Below are 23,157 nucleotides of genomic sequence, written 5' to 3'. Positions count from 1 at the left end.
TGTCTCCTGTTGGTCGTGTTGGTTTTGGTCATTTCAGCTTAATTCGAGGATCGATGAACGGGGCGATCAGGTCAGCCAGCAGGTTGCCCAGCACGATGGCAACGGCGGATACCAGTGTCACGCCCATGATGATCGGAATGTCGATGCGCTGGATCGCTTGCCACGCCAACTGGCCAATACCGGGCCAGCCGAAAACGCTCTCCACCACCACGATACCGCCCATGAATACGCCTATGTCGATACCGATCATGGCGATAATCGGCAGGATGGCGTTGGGCAAAGCATGGCCCAGCACGACGCGGGCGCGGGTCAGCCCTTTGGAGCGCGCGGTGCGGATGTAATCGGTGCGCATCACGTCGATCATCGACGAGCGCATCATGCGGGAATACCAGCCCGAGCCCAGGATCCCCAGGGTCACCGCAGGTAGCACCAGATGCCGGAAGGTGCCGTAGCCGCCAATCGGGAACCAGCCGAGTTTCACTGCAAACACATAGAGCATCAGCAGGCTGACCACGAATTGCGGGGCTGATACGGTCACAAACGAGGTCATCATCAACGCCTGATCGGTAAAACTATCGCGCCGCAGAGCAGCTACAATCCCCATCGCAAGGCCGATCACCAGCTCGCAAAAAATCGCCGCTACCATCAGCAGCAGGGTCGCAGGCAGGCGCGAGGCGATCAGCACCGAGACCTCGGATTTTTGCAAATAACTGCGGCCCAGATCGCCCTGCACCAGCCCGCCAATATAATGGCCAAACTGCACCAAAAATGGCTGATCCAGACCCAGTTCATGCCGGATGCTTTCCACCGTCGCCGCCGAAGCCGAGCGTCCGGCGATCTGGCGCACGGGGTCTGCGGGCAGCACGAACAGCAAAAAGAAGGTGATAAAGCTGACGCCCAGCAGGATAAGCCCCGATTGCAACAGGCGACGAAGGATGTAGGCAGGCATCAGGCGCGCCCCCTCTGCGTCGGGTCCAGTACGTCACGCAACGCGTCGCCCACCAGATTGAACGCCAAAGCCAGCAAGATAATCGCCGCGCCGGGAATGAACACCAGCCACGGTGCTGATTGGAAATAGGTCTGATTTTCAAAGATAATATTGCCCCAAGACGCAGTCGGCGGCTGCACGCCCACACCCAGAAACGACAGTGTAGCCTCAAGCAAAACGGTAGTGGAAATCCCCAATGTGCCCCAGACGATGATGGTCGGCACCAGATGCGGCAGGATATGTTTGAACAAAATTCGCCCGGTGCTTGCGCCCAAGGTGCGTTCCGCCGCGATAAAATCGCGGGTCGCAAGCGATGTGGTCTCGGTGTAAATCACCCGCGCCGTCTGCACCCAGTTCACCAAAGCAATCACCAAAGCCACTATCCACAACGATGGCTGAAAGATTGCCGCCAGACAAATCGCCAGCAACAATGCCGGAAACGCCATCATCAGATCGGTAAACCGCATCAACACCGATCCGACCCAACCGCGAAAATACCCCGCCGTCAGCCCGACCAAGGTGCCAATCAGCAACGCAAGTCCATTCGCCACCACCCCGATCAACAGCGACGTCCGCGCACCATACAAGATCCGGCTGAACAAATCGCGGCCCAGCAAGTCGGTGCCCATCAGATAAGCCCCACCGGGCGCCATCGGCGCGCCCTCTATCGTCAAGCCATCAAAATTCTGCTGATCCGGCGCAAAGGGTGCGATCCACGGCGCGAATATGGCCCCCGCCACCACAATGGCAATCAACATCATGCCGAACACGGCGAGCTTGCGGTCCATCAGCCGCCGCAGAGCCCCTTTGGGCGCGAAGTTAACCCCGGTTACGCTGGTCATCGCCGCCCTCCGCTGCATAGCGCGCCACAACGCGCAGCGCCGCATCCTCGAAACTGATTTGCCAAGACATCGCCATCTGACGCAGCTGACCGTAGGCATCCGCCTCTGATTTCCCCATCTGCATCAACAGCATAACAGCGCGGACTACGGCTCGCCGCCCGTCCAGCCTGCGCCGCAGATCGGCGATTTCAGCGGCCTGCGCGCGCTGGCGGTCAAACGCATCCCGCGCGATCAGCACCGCAGAATAGACGCCGCTGCCGGTGATCGGCTTTAACAGCTGCGCATGTGCGCCGATCTGCAACGACCACTCAATCCGCCCCGGTGCTTCCGACCCGATCATCGCAATCATCGGCATCGGGGCCTCGCCCGCAGGCCAAGGAAACTGGCCATCATAGCCCATATCGGCGTCGAAAAAGATGAAATCAGTAGCCAGTGCCTGCGCGCCCAATTCGGGCCAAGCCTCATCCACCACCAACCCAATCGCGCGCAACTGCCGGGCCAGCGCCAGCACGTTCAGGTGTGGGCGGTGCAAAATCAACGCCCGTGCCCCACCCAAATACTTGCTGCGCACCTGCCGTTTCATGACACTACCCGCAACGGGGTCGCAGCCGTGCCCACATCGCGCGACAAAAACGGATCGCCCACCACAATACCGCGATTCTGGATCACCTCAAACGCGCCGTTGCGCACCTGAGCGATAATCACCGGCAATCGCGTATGATGCGTGCCCGCATCTACCATCCCGCCCGCCCCGGCGAGCAGTTGCGCCAGCGGCAAATGTTCAGACCCCGGCCCGTGATGCGCCAGCAACCGCGCCAACTCGGTCACCGCGCCATAACTCGCAGCCTCGTGTGACGATCCAAAATCGATCTGACCTTGCCAGCCCGAAATCCCCCGAAAATATGGACCAGCCGAAATCAACCCCTCTGCCGCAGCCCCCAAAGGCGGAAACTCACATTCGGTCAGATTGCACGACAGCATCGGGCAACGCTCGGGCGTAAAGCGCGGATCGGTCAAGCTTAGCGCATGATAGGCGCGCAAAAACGCATAAGACGAAGCGCCTACCAGCGAATTCAGCACGAAATCCGGGCAACTGACGCGGATCTCATCAATCATCCGTTCGACATCCGTAGCCCCAATCGGCAAATACCGCTCGCCCAACACCACGCCGCCCGCTTCCACAATAGTCATGCGGGCCAGTCGGTTGATCTCCCAGCCCCAGATGTAATTCGACCCGGTCAGATAGACCCTGCGGCCATGCGCGGGCATCGCCCAATCCAACAGCGGCAACAGGTGCTGATTGGGGCAAGCATGGGTGTAAATCACGCGATCAGACGCCTCAAACCCCTCGTAGGGCAGCGGATACCACAGGGTGCCGTCCAGCTTTTCAAGGCTGGGGATCACTTCTTTACGACTGAGCGAGGTCACACAGCCAACCACATGCCGCGCGCTACTATCGCGCAAAATCTCTTCGCACAACGGGCCGTATGCATCGGCATTGCCGCACGGATCGCGCTGCACCGAGGTAAAATACACAGGCAGACCTGCATCGGCATTCACTGCATCAATCGCAGCCAGCGCTCCGGTCAGGCTGGCCTTTGACATCAGCGCATAACTGCCCGAGCGCGAATGCAATAACCCAAGTTCAACGCGGCGTTTCACCAGATCAGCCCCACATAAAAAAAGCCCCGCCGCCCGGACCCAGTAAACAGGGGACGAACAGCGAGGCGCAAATGCCCTCCGGCCAAGCGGCCAGTATTTCGTACAGGATGGCGCACCAATCACGACAGGTCAACGTACTTTGTGACTTAGAAGGGGCAACGGCTCTGTCGATACTATGGACGTCACAAACCGTCGTCATAGATTGGACTGCGAACATAACTTACAGCGTGAACTTAGCGCGTAATGAACCGCTAGGGGTCCGCTGGAGGCTGATTGAAGTTACTTACTCCGCCATGGCTTCAGTTTTCAGAGCTGGGTAGAAGTTTGCTTCGGCTTCGGCAGGCGAGATGTTTCGGATGGGCTCATGGAGGCGACGGTTGTTGAACCAATCGGCCCATTCCAGCGTGGCGTATTCGACGGCCTCGAAGCTGCGCCGTGGGCCGCGACGGTGGATGAGTTCGGCTTTGAACCGTCCCTTGATCGGCTCGGCGAGCGCGTCGTCAGAACTGTCATCGACGCTGCCGACCGACGGTTCGATGCCTGCCTTGGCCAACTGTTCGGCGTATTTGATCGACATGAATCGGCCTGCCGCGGGCATTGTGATCAACGAACCTCATGTCTGTGACCGGGCGGCATTTGTGAACAGCCTGCTCGAGGGCATCCTGAACGAACCCGGCATGAGGGAAGGTGCCGACGCGCCAACCGAAGTTCCTTCAGGCGTAGGCATCAATGACGAAGGCTACATAGGTGACGTCAGAAATCCACAGCATGTTCGGCGCCGACATCCGGAACTGGCGGTTCATCTTGTTCAGACGGCACGGTAACTTCTTGTCCGGGCCGGTCGTCTTCTATGGCTTTCCCAGATAATCGCCTGAATATCCATGGCTTCCATCGGTCTAGCCAAGGTGCGGCGAGCAACATCGAAGCCATCGCGGCGCAACTTTCGCCAGAACTTTGCGCGCGCCCTAAACCTGCCAGTTGGCATCGAAACCCTCCCTGAATCTCGGGACGAGGCGCTTCATCTCTCTTGGCGCGATCCGGCAGCCGCCCCGGATAGGCACGTCTTGGCCAAGTGGTCATAGAAGATGGCAGGGGTGATCGGCAGCATCTAGCAGATCGGTTCGACCCCGTGCGTATCCCGATTGACATCGATGAACTTGACCATCGCTTTGATCGGCAGTCGGACTCCGCCATCGCAAAATATGCACTGCCCTTGCAAAGGATCTCGTTCGCTTGGCGGAGGTCGCGGTACTCGCGCTACAACGCCTTTACGCGGTCGGCCATCTCATTCGTGATACCCCGAGCGCTTGCCGATATTGACGTCGGCCCTCTTGACCCAGTCGTTGAGGTTCTGCGGTGTGCAGCCGATCCTTGCCGAAATCGACATAGTCGCCTGCCAACGCGATCCGTACTGACCCTCGTTGTCTAAGTTCAGTCCCACAGTGCTCGATTTTCAGGGGCCAGAGCGCTTAGATTAGGGTGACTGGCCGGTGGCACCGTTATTTAGCCAGCATGATCGACACTTTGTTCCCGAGCGCGCGGAATCGATTTGGGGCAATGCTATCTCTCCGGCAATCGCAACTCGGCGAGCACTACACAGTCGCGGTCGGCGTACACCCAATTGCCGGGTGCGAATGTTACCCCCCCAAAGCTGATCTTCACATCGGGATGTCCTTGTGTGGCCTGAAATCCGCGGCGCGCCGTCGTTCCTAGTGCCCTGACCCCAAGGGGTAGAGCATCAATCCCAGCTGAATCCCGGATCGCGCCGTTGATGATCACCCCCGCCCAGCCGTTTTCGACCGCGATTCCCGCAAGACGATCGCCCATGAGTCCAACCCGCAGCGAGCCCCGCCCGTCCACCACCAACACCCGCCCCAAACCCGGGGTTTTCAATACCTCCAGCACAGGTGTGTGATCTTCAAACGTGGCCAGCGTTGAACAGGGGCCGTCAAACTCCAATTGCCCTCCGAAGCTTCGAAACTGGGTATCGCAGACGGCTAAGAGATCGGGATGGGCGTCAAAGAGATCGGCGGTAGGCAGCATTTTGGCCTCTCAATTGATCAAAGCGTTAACCTTGTCGGTAAGGTCAGCGATATAGGCAGAGGCGTCCAAAGCCTCGCCCGTGGCGAGGCGCAACGTCTCTTGTGGCAGCTGCGAACGGCCGTGGCGATAAATCTTCTCACCCAGCCAATTGCGCAACGGGGCATAATTGCCCGCCTGAAGCCCGGCTGAAACGGCAGGCTCGGTCTGCGCCTTGCGGAAGAATTGAGAGGCCATGATATTGCCGATTGTATAGGTGGGGAACGATCCGAGATAGCCATGTGACCAATGCACATCCTGCAAGACACCTTGGGTGTCATCTGGAACATCGACCCCAAGATACTCTTTCATCTTTTCTGCCCAAACACCTGGCAGATCATCCACCTGCAAGCCGCCGTCCATCAGGTCGGCCTCAATTTCCGAGCGCAGGATGATGTGCATGTCATAAGTCAATTCATCTGCTTCGACCCGTATGCAGCCGGGACGCACGGCATTGACAGAGCGCCAGAATTCATCTGCGGACACATCTCGCAACTGATCGGGGAAGTGATCGTGCAACTCACCGAAATGCAGGTTCCAGAACGCGCGAGAACGACCAACACGGTTTTCCCACAGCCGTGATTGACTCTCATGGATGCCAAAACTGGCGCCGTTTACGGCATATAGGTTCACAAGGTCGGTGGTGAAGATGCTGCGCATAAATTCGGGCACCCCCCCTTGTTCATACATCGCATGCCCCGCCTCGTGCCAGAGCGCGAACACGCCGCCGGGTAGCCAGCTTTCGCGAAAGCGGCTGGTGATGCGCACATCGTCGCGGGTGAAGGAAATCTCAAACGGATGCACCGTGTCATCCAGACGCCCGCGCGAAATGTCGTAGCCCATCCGCTCTGCAATCTTCATGCCATAAGCTTTTTGCTCGGGCACCGGGTAGCCACGCGCCAGAAAATCCATGCGCGGCGGCGTGGCGGCTGCGGCACGTTCAATAAGCGGAACCAATGCAGACTTAAGCTCCGCATAAACCGCCTTGAGTTGGCCGTAGGTCATGCCCGGCTCAAATTTCGCAACCATCGGGTCATAGGGATGCGCGCCACCAATCGCCTGCGACACTTCGCGCTGCAGACCCATGATGCGTTTCAGCAAGGGCGCGTAGGCTCTGAAATCGTTGGCGGCGCGTGCTTCGGCCCAAGCGGAATGCGCCCGCGTGGCCAACCCGGCCAGTTCGGTGATCACCGCCGCTGGAATCCGGCTCAGCGTGGCGATTTCGGTTTCGGCCTGCACCAAGGCCCGCAAGCGCAGATCGGTGGACGGGGTGCCAGAAAGTTCGGCCTTCGCCGCTTCAATTGCCCGGCCCAAAGCATCGCCTGTAGCCATTTCCCGCGCCATTGTGGTCAACGTCGCCACCTGCCGACCACGCGCATCGACCCCGCCAGAGGGCATCATCGTGCGGGCATCCCACCCCATCAGATTGACTGCACAAAGAACGTCATTGATGCGGGCGATCTGGGTTTGGAAGGCGGAATAGCTCATTTTAACGAATCCTTAGGGTCGAAATTTGTCAGATGGCACGCGGCTTGATGGCCAACAGAACGGTCGGTCAGTTGCGGACGTTCGGCATAGCAGCGATCAAACGCATGTGGGCAGCGGGTGTTGAAAAGACAGCCTTTCGGAGGATGGATCGGACTGGGAAGCTCACCTTTTGCCGCGATCTTACGGCTGCGTTTGCTGGGGTCCAACTCGGGCGCTGCTGCAAGCAAGGCGCGGGTGTACGGGTGCTGCGATGCGGCGAACAACGCTTCGGTCGGCCCGATCTCGACGATCTTTCCCAGATACATCACCGCCACCCGATGCGAGATATGGCGCACAAGGCGCAGATCATGCGCGACAAAGAGAACTGTCAAATCAAGTCGCTGTTGCAAATCGAGCAGCAGATTGACTACTTGGGCCTGCACGGACACATCCAAGGCCGACACCAATTCATCGGCTACCAAAATCTCTGGTTCGACCGCCAAGGCGCGGGCGATGCCGATCCGCTGGCGCTGGCCACCAGAAAACTCGTGCGGGTAGCGGTCCGCAGAGTCCTGCGGCAGGCGAACCAGATCCAAAAGTTCGGCGATCCGCGCAGGGATTTCTACCGCCGGGCGCATGGCATGAACCGAAAGTGCTTCGGTCAGGATCACACGCACCGTCATGCGCGGGTTCAGTGAACTGTAAGGGTCTTGAAAAATCATCTGAACGCGGCGATTGAAGGCGCGGCGTGCAGGCCCGGAAAGTGACGCGACATCCGTGCCTTCAAAGTGGATTTCACCCTGATCCAGCTCGTGCAAACGTACTAAGCAGCGGGCCAGCGTGGACTTTCCGCAGCCACTTTCTCCAACGATGCCAAGGGTTTCGCCGCGATGAAGCGTAAAGCTCACGTCATTCAGCGCATGCACAGCAAGCGGTACCTTGCCGCTGATCCGGTCGATCAGGCCATGCGGCAGCGGGAAGGATTTACGAAGGCCAGCGGCCGAGATTACGACATCACTCATTGAACTGGCGACCCCGCTTCCAGAACTGCCAGGCTGTTGTGACAGGCGACGTCGTGTTCGGGCTCCACAGTTTCGGTGACCGGTTGGGAGACGCGACACACATTGGTCGCGAAATCACAGCGCGGATGGAAGGCACAGCCTCGGGGGATCGACGACAGGCCGGGCGGAGTGCCCTCAATTGACATCAGCGGCGAGCGCTCGGTTCCTACACGCGGCACAGAACCGAGTAGCCCCCGCGTGTAGGCGTGCATCGGTCGCGCAAACACGTCCGCGATCGTCCCTGTTTCCACGATCCGCCCTGCATACATCACGGCCATTCGATCACAGGTAGCTGCCACCACGCCCAGATCATGCGTCACGAAAATCACGCTCATCGCCAGTTCATCTCGCAGATCAAGGATGAGTTTCAGAATCTGGTCCTGAATGGTGACATCCAGTGCTGTTGTCGGCTCGTCCGCGAGCAACAGCCGTGGGTTTGAAGCCAGCGCGATGGCGATCATCGCGCGCTGTTTCATGCCACCCGAGAATTGATGCGGATATTCGGCTAACCGGCGGGCGGCCTCGGGGATGCCCACCAGATCCATCAATTCGCGCGCGCGGTTCAGCCGTTCACGATGCGACAGCGTGGTGTGCGCGCGCAAGTTTTCGTCGATTTGAAGACCGATGGGCAACACTGGATTTAGTGCCGTCGTTGGTTCTTGAAAAATCATCGAGATTTGGCCGCCGCGCACCGCCCGCACTTCCTTGGGAGACATTTTCAAGATGTCATGCCCTTGCCAGATCACCTCGCCGCTTTGGCTTGCTATCGACGGCAAAAGCCGGATCAACGAGCGCAAAGTGACGCTTTTGCCCGACCCGGATTCACCGACAAGGCCCAAAATCTCGCGCTCACGTAGGGAAAAGGATACATCATTCACCGCCACCAACGCCCCCGTTGGCGTGGAAAAGCGGGTGGTCAGATTGCGCACGTCGAGAACTGCTCTCACTTCTTCGTCCTCAATACTTCGGCCAATCCGTCACCCGTCAGGCTGAAGCCAAGCCCGGTCAGCACGATGGCCAGCCCCGGAAATACCGAGATCCACCATGCGGTTGCCATGAAATTCTTGCCGTCTGCGATCTGCACACCCCATTCAGCGGCTGGCGGTTGCGCGCCAAGGCCAAGATAGCCCAAGCTGGAACCCAGCAGGATCGCCAAGGCCATATCCGTCATCCAATACACCACCGCAGGCGTGATCGCGTTTGGCAACAAGTGGCGAAAAATGATGCGCATGTGGGTATATCCCATCGCGCGGCCGGCATCGGCATAGTCAAGCCGCTTTTGCACCTTCACTTCGGCTGCGATGATGCGCGCATAAAACACCCAGCCCACCACACCTACAGCGATATACATGTTGAGCAAACCCGGCCCGAGGATCGACACGATCGCGATGACAAGGACCAGAAAAGGAAAGGTGATCACAGCGTCTACGATCCGTCCGAAGATGGTCTCGGAGATACCGCCAACATAGCCCACGAGCGCGCCGATCACCGTGCCGATCAGAAACGGGAAAACCGTGGCAAACACCGCGATCTGCATGTCGATGGTATAGGCGTGGATCACGCGGCTAAGAACGTCGCGGCCAAAATTGTCTGTGCCCATCAAATGCGCAGTACTCGGCCCTTGCAGTAGCGCGGCGTAGTCGAACGCATTCGGGTCGTAGGGCGCAAAGACCGAAGGGAAGATCGCCAACAGAAGACTGGCGGCAAGGATTGCTCCACCAAAGATCAGCGGGCGCGGCAGCGATGCGGTGCGGTACAAGGCGATGCTCATCTTGCCACGCGCGGATCAAGCCAGGCTTGAAACAGATCCGTGAGAAGGAAGGTCACCGAAACCAGAACCGCCAGTGCAATCGTCAATCCTTGCACCACCGGATAGTCGCGCCCGTAAATGCTGTCCACCATCAACCGTCCAGCCCCCGGCACCGCAAAAACCGTCTCAGTGATGACGGCTCCGCCGAGAAGCGTTCCAATCGACAAGCCAAAAAGCGCAACGGTCGATATCAGCGCATTGCGCAGCACATGGCGCAGCAGGATCAGCCGCGACGAAATCCCCTTGGCGCGGGCGAATTGCACATACTCGGCATCGACCACGCCGATGATCGCAGACCGCAGATTGCGCATGATGATCGCAGACAGACTGAACGCCAACGTCAGAGCAGGCAGGAACAGATGATGCACATGCTCAATGAACCCATCGCCATAGCCACCCACAGGAAACCAGCCAAGTTTCGCACCAAACACCGTCAGCAAAATCAAACCAATGTAGAAGACCGGCATTGAGAGGCCGATCTGAAATGCGCCTCGGATTACAGCATCGGCAGCACGCCCGCGCTGCAGTGCCGCCCAAAACGCCAGTGGCACCGCCATTACCAATGCAATCAGCGCGGCCATTGCTGTCAGCAACATGGTTATCGGAAGCCGTTGCGCTATCAGTTCGGTTACAGGCACCTTTAGCGAGATCGAACGTCCTAAATCGCCAGTAAACACCGATTCCACAAAGACCCCAAATTGGACAAGCAGCGAGCGATCCAGCCCAAGTTCACGGTTGATACGCTCCACATCGGCATCCAACGCCCGATCCCCCAAAATTGCGCTGGTCGGATCACCGGGAAGGAGGCGAACCAGCACAAACACGACAATTAGGATAAAGATCAGCGTCGGGATCAGTTGCAACAATCGGCGCAGGATAAATGAGGCCAATGGCACTAGTCGCACCTCAATAGGAATTTCAATTGCGGGAAAGGGGCGGCCCAGCCGCCCCTTTGGGACAGGTTACTTTGCCATCCAGGCTTCGCGGAACACGTTATTGCCCAGCGGGATTTGGTAGAAGCCGTTCACTGATTTGGAAAGCGCCACCGGATAGGGTGTTTCATAGAGCGGAATGGTCGGGCCGCTTGCGTTGAAGATGTCTTGGATCCGCGCAAATTGCTCGGCGCGTTTGGTGGGGTCCATTTCCTTTTGCGAGGCGACAAACAACCCGTCGACCTCATCACTTTTCCAACCCGAATGGAGCGCGTCAATGGTCGGGCTATAGGCGAAGTAAGAGGTGATCTGGCTAGCGTCCGAAATGTCGTTGGTCCAAGCACCGGCGCGCATATCGAAAGTTCCCGCACGGTATTGGTCAGTGCGCGAGGCGTTGTCGACCTGCTTGATCTCCAACTTGATGCCAATCGCAGCCCACATCTGTTGCAGCGCCGTGGCGGTTGCCAATTCATCCTGATTGCCCGCGAGTGTCAGGATGCTGGTCGAGAACCCATCTGGATATTTCGATTCCGCCATCAGCGCCTTGGCCTTTTCCAGATCATAGGCAAACAGCGGCGTAGTGCCTGAATGCATAGGAGTAGTCGTGGCCATGAACGAAGTAAGCGGCGTGCCAACGCCATAAGTCACTACTTGAACGATCGCATCCTTATTGACCGCGTAGTTCATCGCCTGACGGACTTTTTCGTCGGAAAGCGGGTTCTCGCGATCACCTATCATCGGGCGCACGTTGATGATGATGTCGTTCACCTTTGTTGACGGAAACAACTCCATATTCAACTTGTCATCCGCCTTCAACTCGGCGACGCGGGCGAATGGAATGAACTCTGCCCCCTGAATATCGCCCGATTGCAGCTTGAGAATGCGGGTCGCGTCATCGGGAATGATTTCAAACGTTAGACCATCAAGATAGGGCAGGGGCTTGCCATCCTCGCCCATCGCCCAGTAATTCGGGTTCTTGACCAGTTTCATGGTCGCGCCACGTTCCCAGCTTTCCAGCATGAATGCCCCGGTCCCGATGGGCTTCTGTGCGAAAGCCTCAGCCTTTTCTTTGTCGGTGGTACCCGGCATCGCCTCAAACGCCGCCTTGGGCATGATCGCAGTGTTGAACACCGAAAGCGCAGAAAGAATGGTCGGATCGGGATACTTCAGACTGATCAAGATGGTGGAGCTATCGGGTGCCGTCACCTTGTTGATCGAAGCATCAAGCGAATTCCAGATGCCGTTCTCGGGATTGGCAGCACGGGTCAGAGACCACACGACATCATCTGTGGTCATCGGCGTGCCGTCAGAGAATTTCACCCCCTCGCGCAGCTTAAGTGTGACCTCGTCGCCGGCGTCGTTCAGCTTCCATTCGGTTGCAAGGCTAGGCTCAAGGGTCAGCCCATCCTTCGATGGGGCGATCAGGGTGTCGTAGATATTGGTTAGTATCCAGATATCGACGTTTGCGTCATTTAGCACCGGATCAAGGAACAGACTGTCCGTGTAACGGCCATAAGTCATCACCCCGCCGCGTTCCAGCGCAAGGGCAGACACGCTGCTGCCAAGCAACACAGCAGCGGTCAAGGCTGTGATGGAAAATAGCTTCATTCTGGATACCCCCGAGGTTTCATCTGTTATAATTCTTCACTACGTTACGCGCCGAATTTGGTATGTCAACAGAACAGTTTTGTAGATTATGCCCAGAAAATATCGTATCGATGCTTATGAAGTGTCAATATGGCAAAAAAACGTTCTAATATATTATAACGATACCGGTATCGCTCACATGAAAATCCTTGTCGACCGAAACAATCCCATCCCGATGCGCCAGCAGATTCGTGGTGCCATTGAACACGAAATTTCCTTTGGCCGATTGCCGGTTGGCGCGGCGTTGCCGTCGGTGCGCGCGCTGGCTGATCAGGTCGGAGTAGCACCTATGACGATCAGCACTATTTATGCTGAACTGAAAGCTGACGGCTTGATCGAGGGCCGTGGCGGTTCCGGCACTTTTGTCGCCGACAGCCGCCTCTCGGCTGCCGGGCGGATGGGTGAGGCAGTTGGGATTCGCAACCAAATCGACCGTTTGATTGATCAATCAACGGAACTTGGGCTTCAGGGTGCCGATTTGGTGGCGTTGGTGAACGCGCGCGTTATTCACCGCTTGAACGCCACTGCGCGGATGCGAATCGTTGTTGTGGGTTTGTTTGACGACGCCACTGCCAGCTATGCCGACCGATTGGCCAATCAGGTCGGCGACAAAGCTATCGTTGAATCTGTTACGATTGGCGCCATCCGCGCTGATGCGGAACTGCTAAGCCAAGTGCGCTGCGCCGATCTGGTGTTGACGTTTTCCAATCTTCACCCCGAGCTTGAAACCCTCACGTCGCGCAGTGACATTATCTCATTGCGTTTCATACCCTCCGAAACCACCCGGATGGCGCTGGCCGGACTTGATCCGATGGCACGAGTTGCCGTGGTCTCGCGCTTTGTAGAGTTTTTGCCCATCCTCACACTGGGCGTGCGCCGCTTTGCTGCGCATGTTCAAACCTTTTCCGTGATCAACATGGACGATCCTGATCTGCAATCAGTATTGGCAGGCTGCGATGTGATTGTGCTGGCAACCGGCGCTGAAGATGCGGGCCGTCTTGCACGCGCCGACATGTTGAAAATTGAATACCGCCACATCCCCGATCCCGGCGACATCGACCGTCTGGTTATGCCGCTACTTACCCCTGCCCAACCGCATGCCGAGCGGAACACAAAGGAAGCATAATGAAAGTGTCTGAGATGAACTGGCATCAGGTCGATGCCTATCTGGAGGGTGACGATCTTGCCGTTGTGCCTTTGGGCAGCACGGAACAGCATGCAGGCCTGTCGCTTTCAGTGGATTCCATCCTTGCAGAAAAAGTGGCCCTAGATGCTGCCGAACCTTTGGGGATTCCGGTATTTCCTGTGCTGGCTTACGGGGTTACGCCTTATTTTCTCGCCTACCCCGGTTCGATATCAATGCGGGTAGAAACCTACGTAGCCATCGTGCGCGATATTCTAGACTCGCTGCGCAGGCAGGGCTTCAAACGCATCATGTTCGTCAATGGCCATGGCGGCAATTCGCCCGCGGCCAGCCTCGCGATTGAATGGATGGCAGATCACCCCGGTCATGCCGTAAAGTTTCACAACTGGTGGAACGCGCCCAAAACCTTCGCCAAGGTGCAAGAGATAGACCCTGTCGCCTCGCATGCATCCTGGATGGAGAACTTTGCCTGGACGCGCTTGCCCGGTGTGGTGCAGCCCGAACAGCGCAAGCCGATGGTCGATTTTGACAAGATGCGCGTGCAAGACCCCGATGGGGTGCGTACCATGCTGGGTGACGGCAATTTCGGCGGTTACTACCAGCGCGATGACGTCGAGATGCAGGCGCTTTGGGATATCGCAGTGGCCGAAACCCGCGCTTTAATGTCGGGAGGTTGGACGTGAGCGACCCGATCCTGATCTGGGGCGCGGGTGCCATCGGCGGCACTGTGGGTGCGGCGTTCTTGCGCGCGGGCCATAAGGTGGTTTTTGTCGATAATGTGGCCGAGCATGTCGCCGCTATCAACACCAATGGGTTGCGGATCGATGGACCGATTTTTCAGGATGTTGTCCATGCGCCCGCGTTTTTGCCAGCTGATCTTAAGGGTCAATTCCGCCAGACATTTCTGTGTGTCAAAGCGCTGCATACCGAGGCGGCGATGGCCGAACTCGCTCCGCACCTCGCCTCAGATGGCGTGGTGGTGTCGGCCCAAAACGGTCTGAACGAAATCGCCATCGCCCGCGCAGTGGGGGCTCGGCGCACCATCGGCTGCTTTGTAAATTTTGGCGCAGATTACCTTGAGCCGGGCGTGGTGCATTATTCCGGTCATGGTGCGGCGGTTATTGGTGAGTTGGATGGTTCTACATCCGGCCGCATCAAAGACCTGCATCACTTGTTGCAAAAGTTTGACCCCAAGGCGGTTTTGACTCCGAATATCTGGGGTTACCTTTGGGGCAAGATGATCTATGGCGCGCTGCTGTTTGGCACTGCGCTGACCAACGACTCGATTGCCGATGTGCTTGATAATCCCGCGCCTCGGCCGATTCTATCCAAACTGGCCCAGGAAGTGGGCGCGGTGGCCGCCGCCGAAGGCGTGAAGACCGAGGCGTTTGACGGCTTTGATCCAGCTGCTTTTGCCCCCAATGCGGGGCAGGCTGCCTTGGATAAATCCTTCGCTGATATGGTCGCTCACAACCGCCGCTCGGCAAAAAGCCATTCCGGCATCTGGCGCGATCTTGCCATTCGCAAGCGTAAGACCGAAGTGGTGGCGCAGCTTGGCCCCATTGCAGCCAGAGGCGCGGAACATGGTATAGACACGCCGCTAACCGGCAGGCTGATTTCGATGATCGAAGAGATTGAAGGCGGCACCCGCCCGCTTTCAATGGAAAATCTGGCCGAACTGGCAAAGGTGAGCGCATGATCATCGGATTTGAAGGTCAAACGGCCATTGTCACCGGCGCGGGACACGGCTTTGGCCGCACGATAGCCCAAGGCTTCGTCGCCCGTGGAGCACAGGTTTATGTGTTGGATATCAACGCCGAGGGGCTCGCCGAGACTGTGCGGCTGTGCGGCCCCAACTGCCATAGCGCCGTGGTCGATGTCGGCGACCGCGAGGCGGTGCAAAAGGTGGTGGCAGGGATCGAGGCCACGTCAGGCCGGATCGACATTCTGGTGAACAACGCGGGCGGAGTTTGCGGTCAGACCGGTCGCCCGATTGAAGAGATTTCCGCAGCCGATTGGCATGCGATCTTCAACGTCAACCTGACAGGCAGCTTTATGATGTCGCAAGCCGTGGCTCCGGCCATGAAGCGGGCCAAGCGCGGGCGGATCGTCAATATCTCTTCGGGGGCGGGGCGTTCAATCAGCCTGACCGGTATTCAGGCCTATGCGAGCGCCAAAGCGGGCCAGATCGGTCTGACTCGGCAATTAGCACATGAATTGGGGGCTTGGAATATCACGGTGAACTGCGTAGCACCGGGGTTTATACTGTCCAACCCAACGACCGAGCGACAATATGAGGCGATGGGCGAGGATGGTAAGGCCAAGCTGTTGGCTGGCATCGCGCTGCACCGACTTGGATCGCCCGACGATATTGCCAATGCGGTGATATTCTTTTGCTCTGATCATGCTGGCTGGATCAGCGGCGAAACCCTTGGCGTGGATGGCGGCAAATGAGCGCCATTGAGGATTGGCTTGCAGCCTACACCCCGAAGGCGCTCGACACGCTAAAAGCCTTTTGCCGAATCGAAAGTGTTTCGACCGATCCGGCCTACAAGGCCGGGATCGAAGAAGCCTCGCGCTTTGTGGCCGCGCAATTGCACGATGCGGGTTTTCCAGTGGTAGAGATCGTGGAAACCGGCGGGCATCCGGCTGTTGTGGCCGAATGGTGCGATGCAGTGGGGGCGCCCACGGTGTTGATCTATGGCCACTATGATGTGCAACCACCTGATCCGTTAGACAAGTGGACGTCTCCCGCCTTCGAGCCGACCATTCGGAATGACAGGCTTTTTGCCCGTGGCGTGTCTGATGACAAAGGCCCGCTGCTTATTCCCATCGTTGTGGCCAAAGCTTTTCACACCCTGCATGGCAAACTTCCCCTGAACCTCAAAATCATCATTGAAGGCGAAGAGGAATCCGGCAGCCCGCATCTTTCCCCGACCGTGGCCCGCCTGAAAGACCGCTTGGCCTGCGATCTGGTGGTGTCTGCTGATGGGGCGATGTGGCGGGCCGATCTGCCCTCGCTCACTGTCGCAAGCAGAGGTTTGGTCGCGTTTGAAGTCATTTTGACGGGGGCCGCGAAAGACCTTCATTCCGGGCGGCATGGCGGCTCTGCCCCCAATCCGATCCGTGCATTGACGCACATCCTTGCCGGACTGCACGACGATCAAGGCAGGGTTATCGTGCCGGGGTTCCTTGATGCGGCCACGCAACCTGACCCTCTGATCCTTGCAGCCATCCACCGCGCCAATTTCGACCCCGCCGTTTATTTCGACAGCATCGGCGCGCCGCATCCCGATCCTATGCCTTCTGGCGAAGATCTGCTCACGCGGCAATGGCTCGTTCCCACACTAGAGTTCAACGGCATCTCGGGCGGCTATGCTGGGGCGGGCACCAAGACGGTGATCCCCGCAACGGCTTCGGCAAAAATCACCTGTCGGCTGGTGGCAGGCCAAGACCCCGAGGCGATCAAGTCCGCAATTTTGCGGCACTTGGAAAGCGTTTTGCCGACAGGTTACATGATGGAAACCATCGGCCGCGGCCCGGGCTCTGCTGCCTTTGCGCTTAACCCGAACCTGCCCGCATTGGCGATTGCCGAAACCGTTCTGGCCGAGCTTCTGGGTGCGCCGCCGCTGCGGGTGGCGATGGGGGCAACGATCCCGATTGGCGAGGTGTTCAAAACCCATTTGGGTGCCGAGATGGTGTTCTTCTCGTTCTCAACCTCGGACGAAGACTATCACGCTCCCAACGAGTTTCTGCGCCTGTCGAACTTTCGCCTTGGGATGGTCGCTTGGGCACGATTGATCGAGCGACTGGCAAGGCTCTGACAATGCAGGACGAAACTGGGTTTCTCAGTATTGCGGAATTGGGTCAAGCCTACCGCAATGGCCGCTTTACCCCCTCGCATGTCGTGACGGCGGCGCTTGCCCGCATCGCGCGCATGGAACCACTCTTGAACGCCTTTGCCGATCCGATGGCGAAGGCCGCACTGCAGCAGGCTGCACAGGCGACCGCTGCCTTTGCAGCAGGTCGTGACCTTGGCCCCCTGCAGGGTGTTCCTATAGCGATCAAGGACTTGATCGACGTGCAGGGCATCCCCACCGGCTATGGCTCCATGGTTTTGCCGCGTCGGATTGCAGACAAGGATGCAGCGTTGGTCGCCCGCTTGAGACGGGCTGGAGCCGTCATTTTGGGCAAGACCAATCTTTTGGAATTCGCCTATGGCATCGCACATCCCGCCATCGGGCAAACCAACAATCCGCATGATCCCACTCGCACCGCTGGCGGATCAAGCGGCGGCTCGGCAGCGGCAGTTGCGGCAGGCATTGTTCCCTGCGCGATTGGCACCGATACGGGCGGCTCGATCCGTATTCCCGCGTCTTACTGTGGCATTGTCGGCCTGAAACCCAGCTATGGCTTGGTGCCCTTAGAGGGCGTCTTTCCTCTGTCTTGGTCGCTTGATCACGCCGGCCCCCTGACCCGCACCGCCGACTGCGCTGCAACCGTGCTGGCGATCTTGACCGATGATCCCAATAAGCAACCTGAAGCAGACTTGTGCACCTTGCGGATCGCCGTTTTGCAAGCCCATTTCCCCCGTGAACCCGGTGGCGCTGCGGTTCTTGGCCAGTTCAACGCAGCACTCCGCGCCATGCAAGCCTTGGGGGTCGAGGTGGTCGAGATCGACATTCCCGAGCTTGGCCACGCCAATGAAGCCCTTGTGCAGATTTTGAAACCAGAAGCCTCGGTGATCCATCAAGATCTGATGCTGCAGAATCCGGCCGGCTACGCGCCGCGCACGCTGGAAAACATCAAGCAAGGTTTCACCGTTCCTGCAACCGCCTATGTCAAAGCCATGCGGTATCGCGATACCCTGCGCGACGCGGTCGAAGAGGCCTTTGCCAAGGTTGATCTGCTGGCCTCACCCTCGGTCCCCTTCACGGCCCCGCATGAAGACCCAGAGATTGCCGATGGTGGGGACCCCGAGATACTGGCCAGCGGTTTCTCTAATGTCACGGGGCATCCGACTGTCAGCATGCCCTGTGGCCTTGGGGCAGGCATGCCTGTTGGTTTGCAACTTACTGCGGCTCTTGGGCGTGATGATTTTTTGTTATCAGTGTGCAGTGCCCTGCAGCGCACCGATAGCCGCTTCTTGGCGCCAATGCCCAAATAAGACGTAAGCTCCGGTCTGGCCGTTACCAGTTCTCGCGCCACGGCAGCAGGTCGTCAACCTTGATGATCTTGTAGACATGTATGCGCGCGAGGGCGTCGGAGAGCCAAGTGTCCGTCGTCAAATAAAATGGGGCTTCAGACTGGTTTGAGCATTGGAGGCTCAGGTTCGTTTGTGTGATTGATTATGCTGCTTGTTTTTGGTGTTGCAAGCGGCGTTGGCGGATCGTCCTCGACGAAGAGCGATGATCACTAAGACTATGGGCTGAAAATGTCAGTATGCGATGGCTGTTGGTTTACTTTTGCCACATGTGACTCGTCCATCATGGCTCGACGCTTGCCGATCGGATAAATGGATCTATGCTCTTACCCCATTTTTTCGCGCCTTGCGATCCGCAGGGTTAATCCCCCCGAAAGTGAGGGCCTGCATAAGTAGAATTTTCTCGCAAGAGGCATGAGAAGATTGCAAATGAAAACAATCAGATAGACTGATCCCGGATCCTGCGTCGGGCTAACGGCGGCATGCCTTTGGCCGAGCGAGGTCGTACACATGGCATGAGCAACGCGTATTCCTACAAGTGGCGGGCGAAGTATGGTGGACATGCGTCGATGATCGCCCAGACGAAAGTCATTGAGGATGAGAACCGGCGGTAATTGAACACAATCAAACAAATTTTCGGCTTCGGAAAAGAGTTTCTGGGGCTGTTTTTGTTGTTCGTGCGTCAATAGTATTCTACGGCTTGAAAATGCCACAGATTTCCGCGTAGGAAATTGGGAAATATACAATTCAGCGGATGATTTATGCCCGAGTCACGCGAACAGCTAGATGCCATGATCAGCCCACGCTTTGGCACGCTACCGGGGATGCGCGAGGGAGCATTCATCGAAAGCTGCAACAAGCCGGGTGCAGTCGTCGAAATCGAAGCGCTGATCCCTGCCTATCTGGCCGGAACAATGTGGTGCGGGGCATGGCGGTTCTATGTCGTCGATCCAGAACGAGATGTCCGCTTTGTGCTTCAAACAACAAGAGCCGACAGACCGAAGACGGTGAAGACGATAATTGGTGCGATGAACCTGATTTCGCACCTCGGCCCGCACAAGCTTTCGCTGCCCACCGGCCCGTGGTGACTGGCGCGGCAATAGTCTCGCCCAGGATCATTGCAGACGTGTTCGCTTGGCCAATCCAATCAGGCTATGCGAAAGATTGAGGCTGCCCGCCGCATGTCGCTGGGACATAGCGCGCAGCACGCCACCTGGGGATTTTATGGGATGGGTTGGGTGGTTGCGGTTGGCGTCGATCACCAGAACGCAGAGCGCCGCGCGATCATTGCCCATAGCATCCGCGGCAGCTTCCCAAGCAGCAGTGCTGATGCCCAGCTCGGGCACACGCATTATCGCCGCCTTCACGAATTCCCGCATTGTGCTGGGTCCGCGATCCGTCAGCCCTTCGACATAAAAGCGCATCTCTGAGCTGGCCATGGCATAGAGCAGGGTCGGTGGCAGCCAATCCAGATCATAGGTCTTGCATCCTGCCAGATCGGCAGCATCCTGTTGTTCTAAGCCTTTTTCCGCGCCGTAAGGCACTTCGATGGAAATTGGTTCTGCCCGCTTGCGGGCAGGCATTTCCAGGACGGAGGAGCCGTTACAAGATACAGATATATTTGGATTTGTATTTATAGTAATCGCCGGAACCGCAGATTCCACTGCGCCGGAAGTATCATCAAGCAATTGAAGCAAATCCAAGGCCTTATCGGTGATTTCGTCCACAGCTTCGACATGCTCCGCCAGTGCCTCTGCGGTGCGGTAGTCGAGGTATCGGCGAGGTAAATTCGCGTAGAAGTCCACGGCGTCACTGGTGATCGGGTGATCCGGGGCAATGTTGATCAGTCGATCAATCGCACGGCGCAAATCCCGGCGCGCGGCAGAGGCCTGGAGCCTCAAACTGACGAAACGGTTGCTTTCGTCTTGCTGGCGAGCCTGCAGCTCGACTAAGCGCGGTATCAGGCCTATGAGCGGGGCAAAGCTGATGCCAAGGCGAGTGCCGTCTGGCAGCAACCTGCCTGATCTGCGGCCGTCATTGCCTGTGCGAAGGACAATGACGCCAGCACGCGCAAGTGTCGTCTCGTCATTGCGTAGCGCCCGATCTGATTTGCCGAGTGTTCGAGCCAGATCCTGCTGCTGGCGATAGCATACCACATCTTGGCTGGGATCATGCCAGGCGGCGGCGGCCGTGGCCTCGATCATCGTCAGCAAGGTGTTGTGCAGGCTGTGGGTGAGGCCGAGTTGGCGCATGGATTTATGCAACAACTCTTTGACCTGCCCCAGTGAAACGCCGGTTGGGAGGATCGGGTGAAATATCGTCTGGTCGGTGGATCGCGTTGCTCGAAGTGCCGTCAATTTGTATCGTTTCTGGTATGGCCGCGGGCAATAGAAAGCTGTTCGCAGAAACTGCGGTTTTGCCTTGATCGGATGTGCGGGAGGGGATACAAAGAGGGCAGAGTTTGAGCCCCTTGTCAGGTTTGGCGACCTGATTTGTGATCCCCCCCGCCGGTTTGCGCCGCGCGGGGGTTTCTGTTTGTGGTCTGTCGTGTTCCTTACGGATTGATGAAGCGGGTCGGGATCCTTTGCGAACCTATGCGGTGTCTGTTTCGCTAATGCAGATAACTAGCTCTGGAAGCTGGTCCATCAGTAGCGGCTCCACCCGCTGAACATCATATCCCGTTGCCACGTGGAATATTCTACCCCGATGAACCGTCCCACGCTTGGCAGAGTCAGCGATTGCTCGTTCTCGCTCTGCGCTGTCTCTGGTGGGGACCGGTGGCTCATCGTGGCACGGGTCAAGCTGTTGCAATCATTGTCCGCCGTACAAGACCGCAGCGTCCAAGTGTAAACCAAACCCTCATCGTGTTGGGTCCGGCGCTCGGAGCGCCACCACAGGACACGCATTTGGGAAAGCCAGGCATATTCGGGACCATCCAGAGACAAAGTGTCGATCGCGCCCGTGGGTCCTGCAAAGGTGCAAGGGCCGAAGGGCGGCAGCGGCGGAAGGCGCGTGAGGCGGCTCATCATATAGTGAAAGGGCGGCTGACATTCCGCGCCGGGAAACCCGCCCGCAAGACACAAGATTACGGCACAATCCATATCGTATGCGGCGGCCATCTCGGGCGCGAGCGCCGGAAAAAGGATCAGGGTTGAGATGGTGGTGAGCTTCACACGTTACTCCTGCGCTGGTTGAGTGCTCGAGAGGTTTTTGAACCTTTCACACACTCGCCACAGGCGCGCAAGATTATTTGTGTTTTGACGCCACTTTATAGTTTTCTCTCTCGTTACATATGTTATGCATTGCATAACGCCTGCAACGGAGCTTGCTGTGAGAGACCCTGCCACCAATCTGGATTTGCGCGACGGCATCAGGATCAGCGATGTGAAATCGATGATTGCAGAAGGTGTAACGTTCACGGTCACCTATCACCGCTGCAGCACCAGCCGCGACGGAAAGCCAGTGTTCCATGCGGTCTATGCCTTCGGTGGACGCGAGGCGCTGCTGGTCACCAACGAAATCCGGCCTCACGCCCGCACGTTTCTCTTGTGGCCGGGTCTTGTCGGTCATCACCAAAAGTTTGGTGGCGGCGATCAAAACCCCCGTCTCGATGTGAGCAAAGCCAAAAGCGAAGACAGCAAATGCGCCTGAATGCCTCAACTGCTGCGCTTGGATTCTGTCTGTGCGCCCAAGCCGGGGGCGCTGATGTGCTGGTTTTCGGGCCCAACGGCGCGGTCGTGCAGTCGGCATCGTGGACGGTCTATGACGATCAAGGACAGGCGCGCACGCAACTGCCGTCACAGGATGTGCAGCCGGTAAAACGTAGCACAAACACCGAAATTCAAAGTCAGATCGATCTGACAGTTGCGCGCCACGCGGGCAATACTGCCCTGAAGCGGGCTGGCATTGATCATTTGGCGTGGGAAAGCTGGTTCACAAGGTTGATCCGGCAAGAAAGTGGGTTTCGGCAGAATGCCGTAAGCCCCAAGGGCGCGATCGGCTTGGGGCAGTTGATGCCCGGAACGGCCGAGGAACTGGGCGTCGACCCCTACGTCGTGGCAGAAAATCTGGACGGTTCTGCACGCTATCTTTTAGCGCAGCTGGATCGTTTCGGATCCATGGAGTTGGCGCTGGCCGCCTATAACGCCGGCCCTGAAGCCGTGGCTAAGTATGGTGGTGTCCCGCCCTTCGCAGAGACGCGGGCTTATATAGCGGCGATCGGCAACAAGCCGCTGCAAAACGAGCCGGTTCTCAAAATCAAAGAAGCAGAAATCGGACTGGCGACCGCAAAGCGCCAGCCCTTCGTCATGACGTTCAACTGA

Annotated in this window: 22 protein-coding genes, 2 pseudogenes and 1 other annotated feature; of the genes and pseudogenes, 10 read left to right on the top strand and 14 right to left on the bottom strand. The window is 57.8% G+C overall.

What is annotated here, in order from left to right:
• Positions 1–28: 28 nt before the first annotated feature.
• The 12 genes and pseudogenes from AKV04_RS09735 to AKV04_RS09675 form a co-directional block, all read right to left on the bottom strand.
• Entirely contained in the window at positions 29–949 is a 921-nt protein-coding gene (locus AKV04_RS09735; RefSeq protein WP_054006258.1) for an ABC transporter permease, read from the bottom strand.
• On the bottom strand, positions 949–1,830 hold the full coding sequence (locus AKV04_RS09730) for an ABC transporter permease (RefSeq protein WP_054006257.1): 882 nt from the start codon (positions 1,828–1,830) through the stop codon (positions 949–951). Before AKV04_RS09730 ends, AKV04_RS09735 begins: the two co-directional genes overlap by 1 nt.
• Positions 1,808–2,413, bottom strand: a complete 606-nt coding sequence (locus tag AKV04_RS09725; protein ID WP_054006256.1) for an ANTAR domain-containing response regulator — start codon at positions 2,411–2,413, stop codon at positions 1,808–1,810. Before AKV04_RS09725 ends, AKV04_RS09730 begins: the two co-directional genes overlap by 23 nt.
• On the bottom strand, positions 2,410–3,492 hold the full coding sequence (locus tag AKV04_RS09720; protein ID WP_054006255.1) for a transporter substrate-binding protein: 1,083 nt from the start codon (positions 3,490–3,492) through the stop codon (positions 2,410–2,412). The genes AKV04_RS09725 and AKV04_RS09720 overlap by 4 nt, the downstream gene beginning before the upstream one ends.
• A gap of 283 nt (positions 3,493–3,775) precedes the next feature.
• Positions 3,776–4,933: pseudogene (locus AKV04_RS25505) on the bottom strand (IS3 family transposase).
• Positions 4,583–4,699 (bottom strand) — a sequence feature (AL1L pseudoknot). It overlaps the preceding pseudogene by 117 nt.
• 119 nt (positions 4,934–5,052) lie before the next feature.
• Positions 5,053–5,535 (bottom strand): ribonuclease E activity regulator RraA, encoded by a 483-nt coding sequence (rraA, locus tag AKV04_RS09705; protein ID WP_054006253.1) that lies wholly within the window; start codon positions 5,533–5,535, stop codon positions 5,053–5,055.
• 9 nt (positions 5,536–5,544) lie between these two features.
• Complete coding sequence (locus AKV04_RS09700; RefSeq protein ID WP_054006252.1) at positions 5,545–7,059, bottom strand: carboxypeptidase M32; 1,515 nt, start codon at positions 7,057–7,059, stop codon at positions 5,545–5,547.
• Positions 7,056–8,060, bottom strand: a complete 1,005-nt coding sequence (locus tag AKV04_RS09695) for an ABC transporter ATP-binding protein (protein WP_054006251.1) — start codon at positions 8,058–8,060, stop codon at positions 7,056–7,058. The genes AKV04_RS09700 and AKV04_RS09695 overlap by 4 nt, the downstream gene beginning before the upstream one ends.
• Entirely contained in the window at positions 8,057–9,046 is a 990-nt protein-coding gene (locus tag AKV04_RS09690) for an ABC transporter ATP-binding protein (protein ID WP_082351587.1), read from the bottom strand. Before AKV04_RS09690 ends, AKV04_RS09695 begins: the two co-directional genes overlap by 4 nt.
• Positions 9,043–9,870 (bottom strand): ABC transporter permease, encoded by an 828-nt coding sequence (locus tag AKV04_RS09685; RefSeq protein ID WP_054006249.1) that lies wholly within the window; start codon positions 9,868–9,870, stop codon positions 9,043–9,045. Before AKV04_RS09685 ends, AKV04_RS09690 begins: the two co-directional genes overlap by 4 nt.
• Positions 9,867–10,805, bottom strand: a complete 939-nt coding sequence (locus AKV04_RS09680) for an ABC transporter permease (RefSeq protein ID WP_054006248.1) — start codon at positions 10,803–10,805, stop codon at positions 9,867–9,869. The genes AKV04_RS09685 and AKV04_RS09680 overlap by 4 nt, the downstream gene beginning before the upstream one ends.
• A 66-nt stretch (positions 10,806–10,871) precedes the next feature.
• A complete protein-coding gene (locus tag AKV04_RS09675; RefSeq protein ID WP_054006247.1) occupies positions 10,872–12,449 on the bottom strand; it encodes an ABC transporter substrate-binding protein in 1,578 nt (525 codons plus the stop codon).
• 178 nt (positions 12,450–12,627) lie between these two features.
• On the opposite strand from AKV04_RS09675, the gene AKV04_RS09670 reads away from it, so the two are divergent.
• The 8 genes and pseudogenes from AKV04_RS09670 to AKV04_RS09640 all read left to right on the top strand — a co-directional run bounded on the left by AKV04_RS09670 (position 12,628) and on the right by AKV04_RS09640 (position 19,923).
• Positions 12,628–13,614 carry a GntR family transcriptional regulator gene (locus AKV04_RS09670; RefSeq protein WP_162232851.1) on the top strand — a complete coding sequence of 329 codons (987 nt, stop codon included), beginning with the start codon at positions 12,628–12,630 and terminating at the stop codon, positions 13,612–13,614.
• The gene (locus AKV04_RS09665) at positions 13,614–14,315 is read left to right on the top strand and encodes a creatininase family protein (protein WP_054006245.1); all 702 of its coding nucleotides are present in this window, start codon (positions 13,614–13,616) and stop codon (positions 14,313–14,315) included. The genes AKV04_RS09670 and AKV04_RS09665 overlap by 1 nt, the downstream gene beginning before the upstream one ends.
• Positions 14,312–15,331, top strand: a complete 1,020-nt coding sequence (locus AKV04_RS09660; RefSeq protein ID WP_054006244.1) for a ketopantoate reductase family protein — start codon at positions 14,312–14,314, stop codon at positions 15,329–15,331. Before AKV04_RS09665 ends, AKV04_RS09660 begins: the two co-directional genes overlap by 4 nt.
• Positions 15,328–16,086, top strand: a complete 759-nt coding sequence (locus tag AKV04_RS09655) for an SDR family NAD(P)-dependent oxidoreductase (RefSeq protein WP_054006243.1) — start codon at positions 15,328–15,330, stop codon at positions 16,084–16,086. Before AKV04_RS09660 ends, AKV04_RS09655 begins: the two co-directional genes overlap by 4 nt.
• Positions 16,083–17,456: a M20/M25/M40 family metallo-hydrolase gene (locus AKV04_RS09650; RefSeq protein ID WP_054006242.1), complete on the top strand. Its 1,374-nt coding sequence runs from the start codon at positions 16,083–16,085 to the stop codon at positions 17,454–17,456. Before AKV04_RS09655 ends, AKV04_RS09650 begins: the two co-directional genes overlap by 4 nt.
• 2 nt (positions 17,457–17,458) lie before the next feature.
• Entirely contained in the window at positions 17,459–18,799 is a 1,341-nt protein-coding gene (locus AKV04_RS09645; RefSeq protein ID WP_054006241.1) for an amidase, read from the top strand.
• Positions 18,800–19,293: 494 nt separating this feature from the next.
• Positions 19,294–19,446 (top strand): annotated as a pseudogene (locus AKV04_RS27080) (IS3 family transposase); the annotation flags it as partial.
• A gap of 150 nt (positions 19,447–19,596) precedes the next feature.
• On the top strand, positions 19,597–19,923 hold the full coding sequence (locus AKV04_RS09640; protein ID WP_054006240.1) for a hypothetical protein: 327 nt from the start codon (positions 19,597–19,599) through the stop codon (positions 19,921–19,923).
• Positions 19,924–19,950: 27 nt separating this feature from the next.
• On the opposite strand, the gene repC is transcribed toward AKV04_RS09640, so the two are convergent.
• Both repC and AKV04_RS09630 read right to left on the bottom strand, forming a co-directional pair.
• Complete coding sequence (gene repC / locus AKV04_RS09635; RefSeq protein WP_082351585.1) at positions 19,951–21,192, bottom strand: replication initiation protein RepC; 1,242 nt, start codon at positions 21,190–21,192, stop codon at positions 19,951–19,953.
• Positions 21,193–21,480: 288 nt separating this feature from the next.
• Positions 21,481–22,008: a hypothetical protein gene (locus AKV04_RS09630; protein ID WP_054006238.1), complete on the bottom strand. Its 528-nt coding sequence runs from the start codon at positions 22,006–22,008 to the stop codon at positions 21,481–21,483.
• A 157-nt stretch (positions 22,009–22,165) separates the two neighbouring features.
• Between AKV04_RS09630 and AKV04_RS09625 the strand changes: the two genes are divergently transcribed.
• Positions 22,166–22,486, top strand: coding sequence for a hypothetical protein (locus AKV04_RS09625; protein ID WP_054006237.1), 321 nt, complete (start codon positions 22,166–22,168; stop codon positions 22,484–22,486).
• Positions 22,477–23,157: a lytic transglycosylase domain-containing protein gene (locus AKV04_RS09620; RefSeq protein ID WP_054006236.1), complete on the top strand. Its 681-nt coding sequence runs from the start codon at positions 22,477–22,479 to the stop codon at positions 23,155–23,157. The genes AKV04_RS09625 and AKV04_RS09620 overlap by 10 nt, the downstream gene beginning before the upstream one ends.

This window comes from Cypionkella psychrotolerans, from assembly GCF_001294535.1.
Taxonomy (GTDB): domain Bacteria; phylum Pseudomonadota; class Alphaproteobacteria; order Rhodobacterales; family Rhodobacteraceae; genus Cypionkella; species Cypionkella psychrotolerans.
Note: the sequence above shows the minus strand (reverse complement) of the source record. Positions and strands in the feature narration are given on the sequence as shown.

What these genes read in the sequence shown, in the direction of transcription:
- AKV04_RS09695 (WP_054006251.1), bottom strand. Translation starts at nt 8,060, where the DNA reads ATGAGTGATGTCGTAATCTCGGCCGCTGGCCTTCGTAAATCCTTCCCG.
- AKV04_RS09700 (WP_054006252.1), bottom strand. Translation starts at nt 7,059, where the DNA reads ATGAGCTATTCCGCCTTCCAAACCCAGATCGCCCGCATCAATGACGTT.
- AKV04_RS09735 (WP_054006258.1), bottom strand. Translation starts at nt 949, where the DNA reads ATGCCTGCCTACATCCTTCGTCGCCTGTTGCAATCGGGGCTTATCCTG.
- AKV04_RS09665 (WP_054006245.1), top strand. Translation starts at nt 13,614, where the DNA reads ATGAAAGTGTCTGAGATGAACTGGCATCAGGTCGATGCCTATCTGGAG.
- AKV04_RS09670 (WP_162232851.1), top strand. Translation starts at nt 12,628, where the DNA reads ATGAAAATCCTTGTCGACCGAAACAATCCCATCCCGATGCGCCAGCAG.
- AKV04_RS09685 (WP_054006249.1), bottom strand. Translation starts at nt 9,870, where the DNA reads ATGAGCATCGCCTTGTACCGCACCGCATCGCTGCCGCGCCCGCTGATC.
- AKV04_RS09675 (WP_054006247.1), bottom strand. Translation starts at nt 12,449, where the DNA reads ATGAAGCTATTTTCCATCACAGCCTTGACCGCTGCTGTGTTGCTTGGC.
- AKV04_RS09725 (WP_054006256.1), bottom strand. Translation starts at nt 2,413, where the DNA reads ATGAAACGGCAGGTGCGCAGCAAGTATTTGGGTGGGGCACGGGCGTTG.
- AKV04_RS09645 (WP_054006241.1), top strand. Translation starts at nt 17,459, where the DNA reads ATGCAGGACGAAACTGGGTTTCTCAGTATTGCGGAATTGGGTCAAGCC.
- AKV04_RS09730 (WP_054006257.1), bottom strand. Translation starts at nt 1,830, where the DNA reads ATGACCAGCGTAACCGGGGTTAACTTCGCGCCCAAAGGGGCTCTGCGG.
- AKV04_RS09640 (WP_054006240.1), top strand. Translation starts at nt 19,597, where the DNA reads ATGCCCGAGTCACGCGAACAGCTAGATGCCATGATCAGCCCACGCTTT.
- AKV04_RS09620 (WP_054006236.1), top strand. Translation starts at nt 22,477, where the DNA reads ATGCGCCTGAATGCCTCAACTGCTGCGCTTGGATTCTGTCTGTGCGCC.
- AKV04_RS09655 (WP_054006243.1), top strand. Translation starts at nt 15,328, where the DNA reads ATGATCATCGGATTTGAAGGTCAAACGGCCATTGTCACCGGCGCGGGA.
- AKV04_RS09650 (WP_054006242.1), top strand. Translation starts at nt 16,083, where the DNA reads ATGAGCGCCATTGAGGATTGGCTTGCAGCCTACACCCCGAAGGCGCTC.
- rraA (WP_054006253.1), bottom strand. Translation starts at nt 5,535, where the DNA reads ATGCTGCCTACCGCCGATCTCTTTGACGCCCATCCCGATCTCTTAGCC.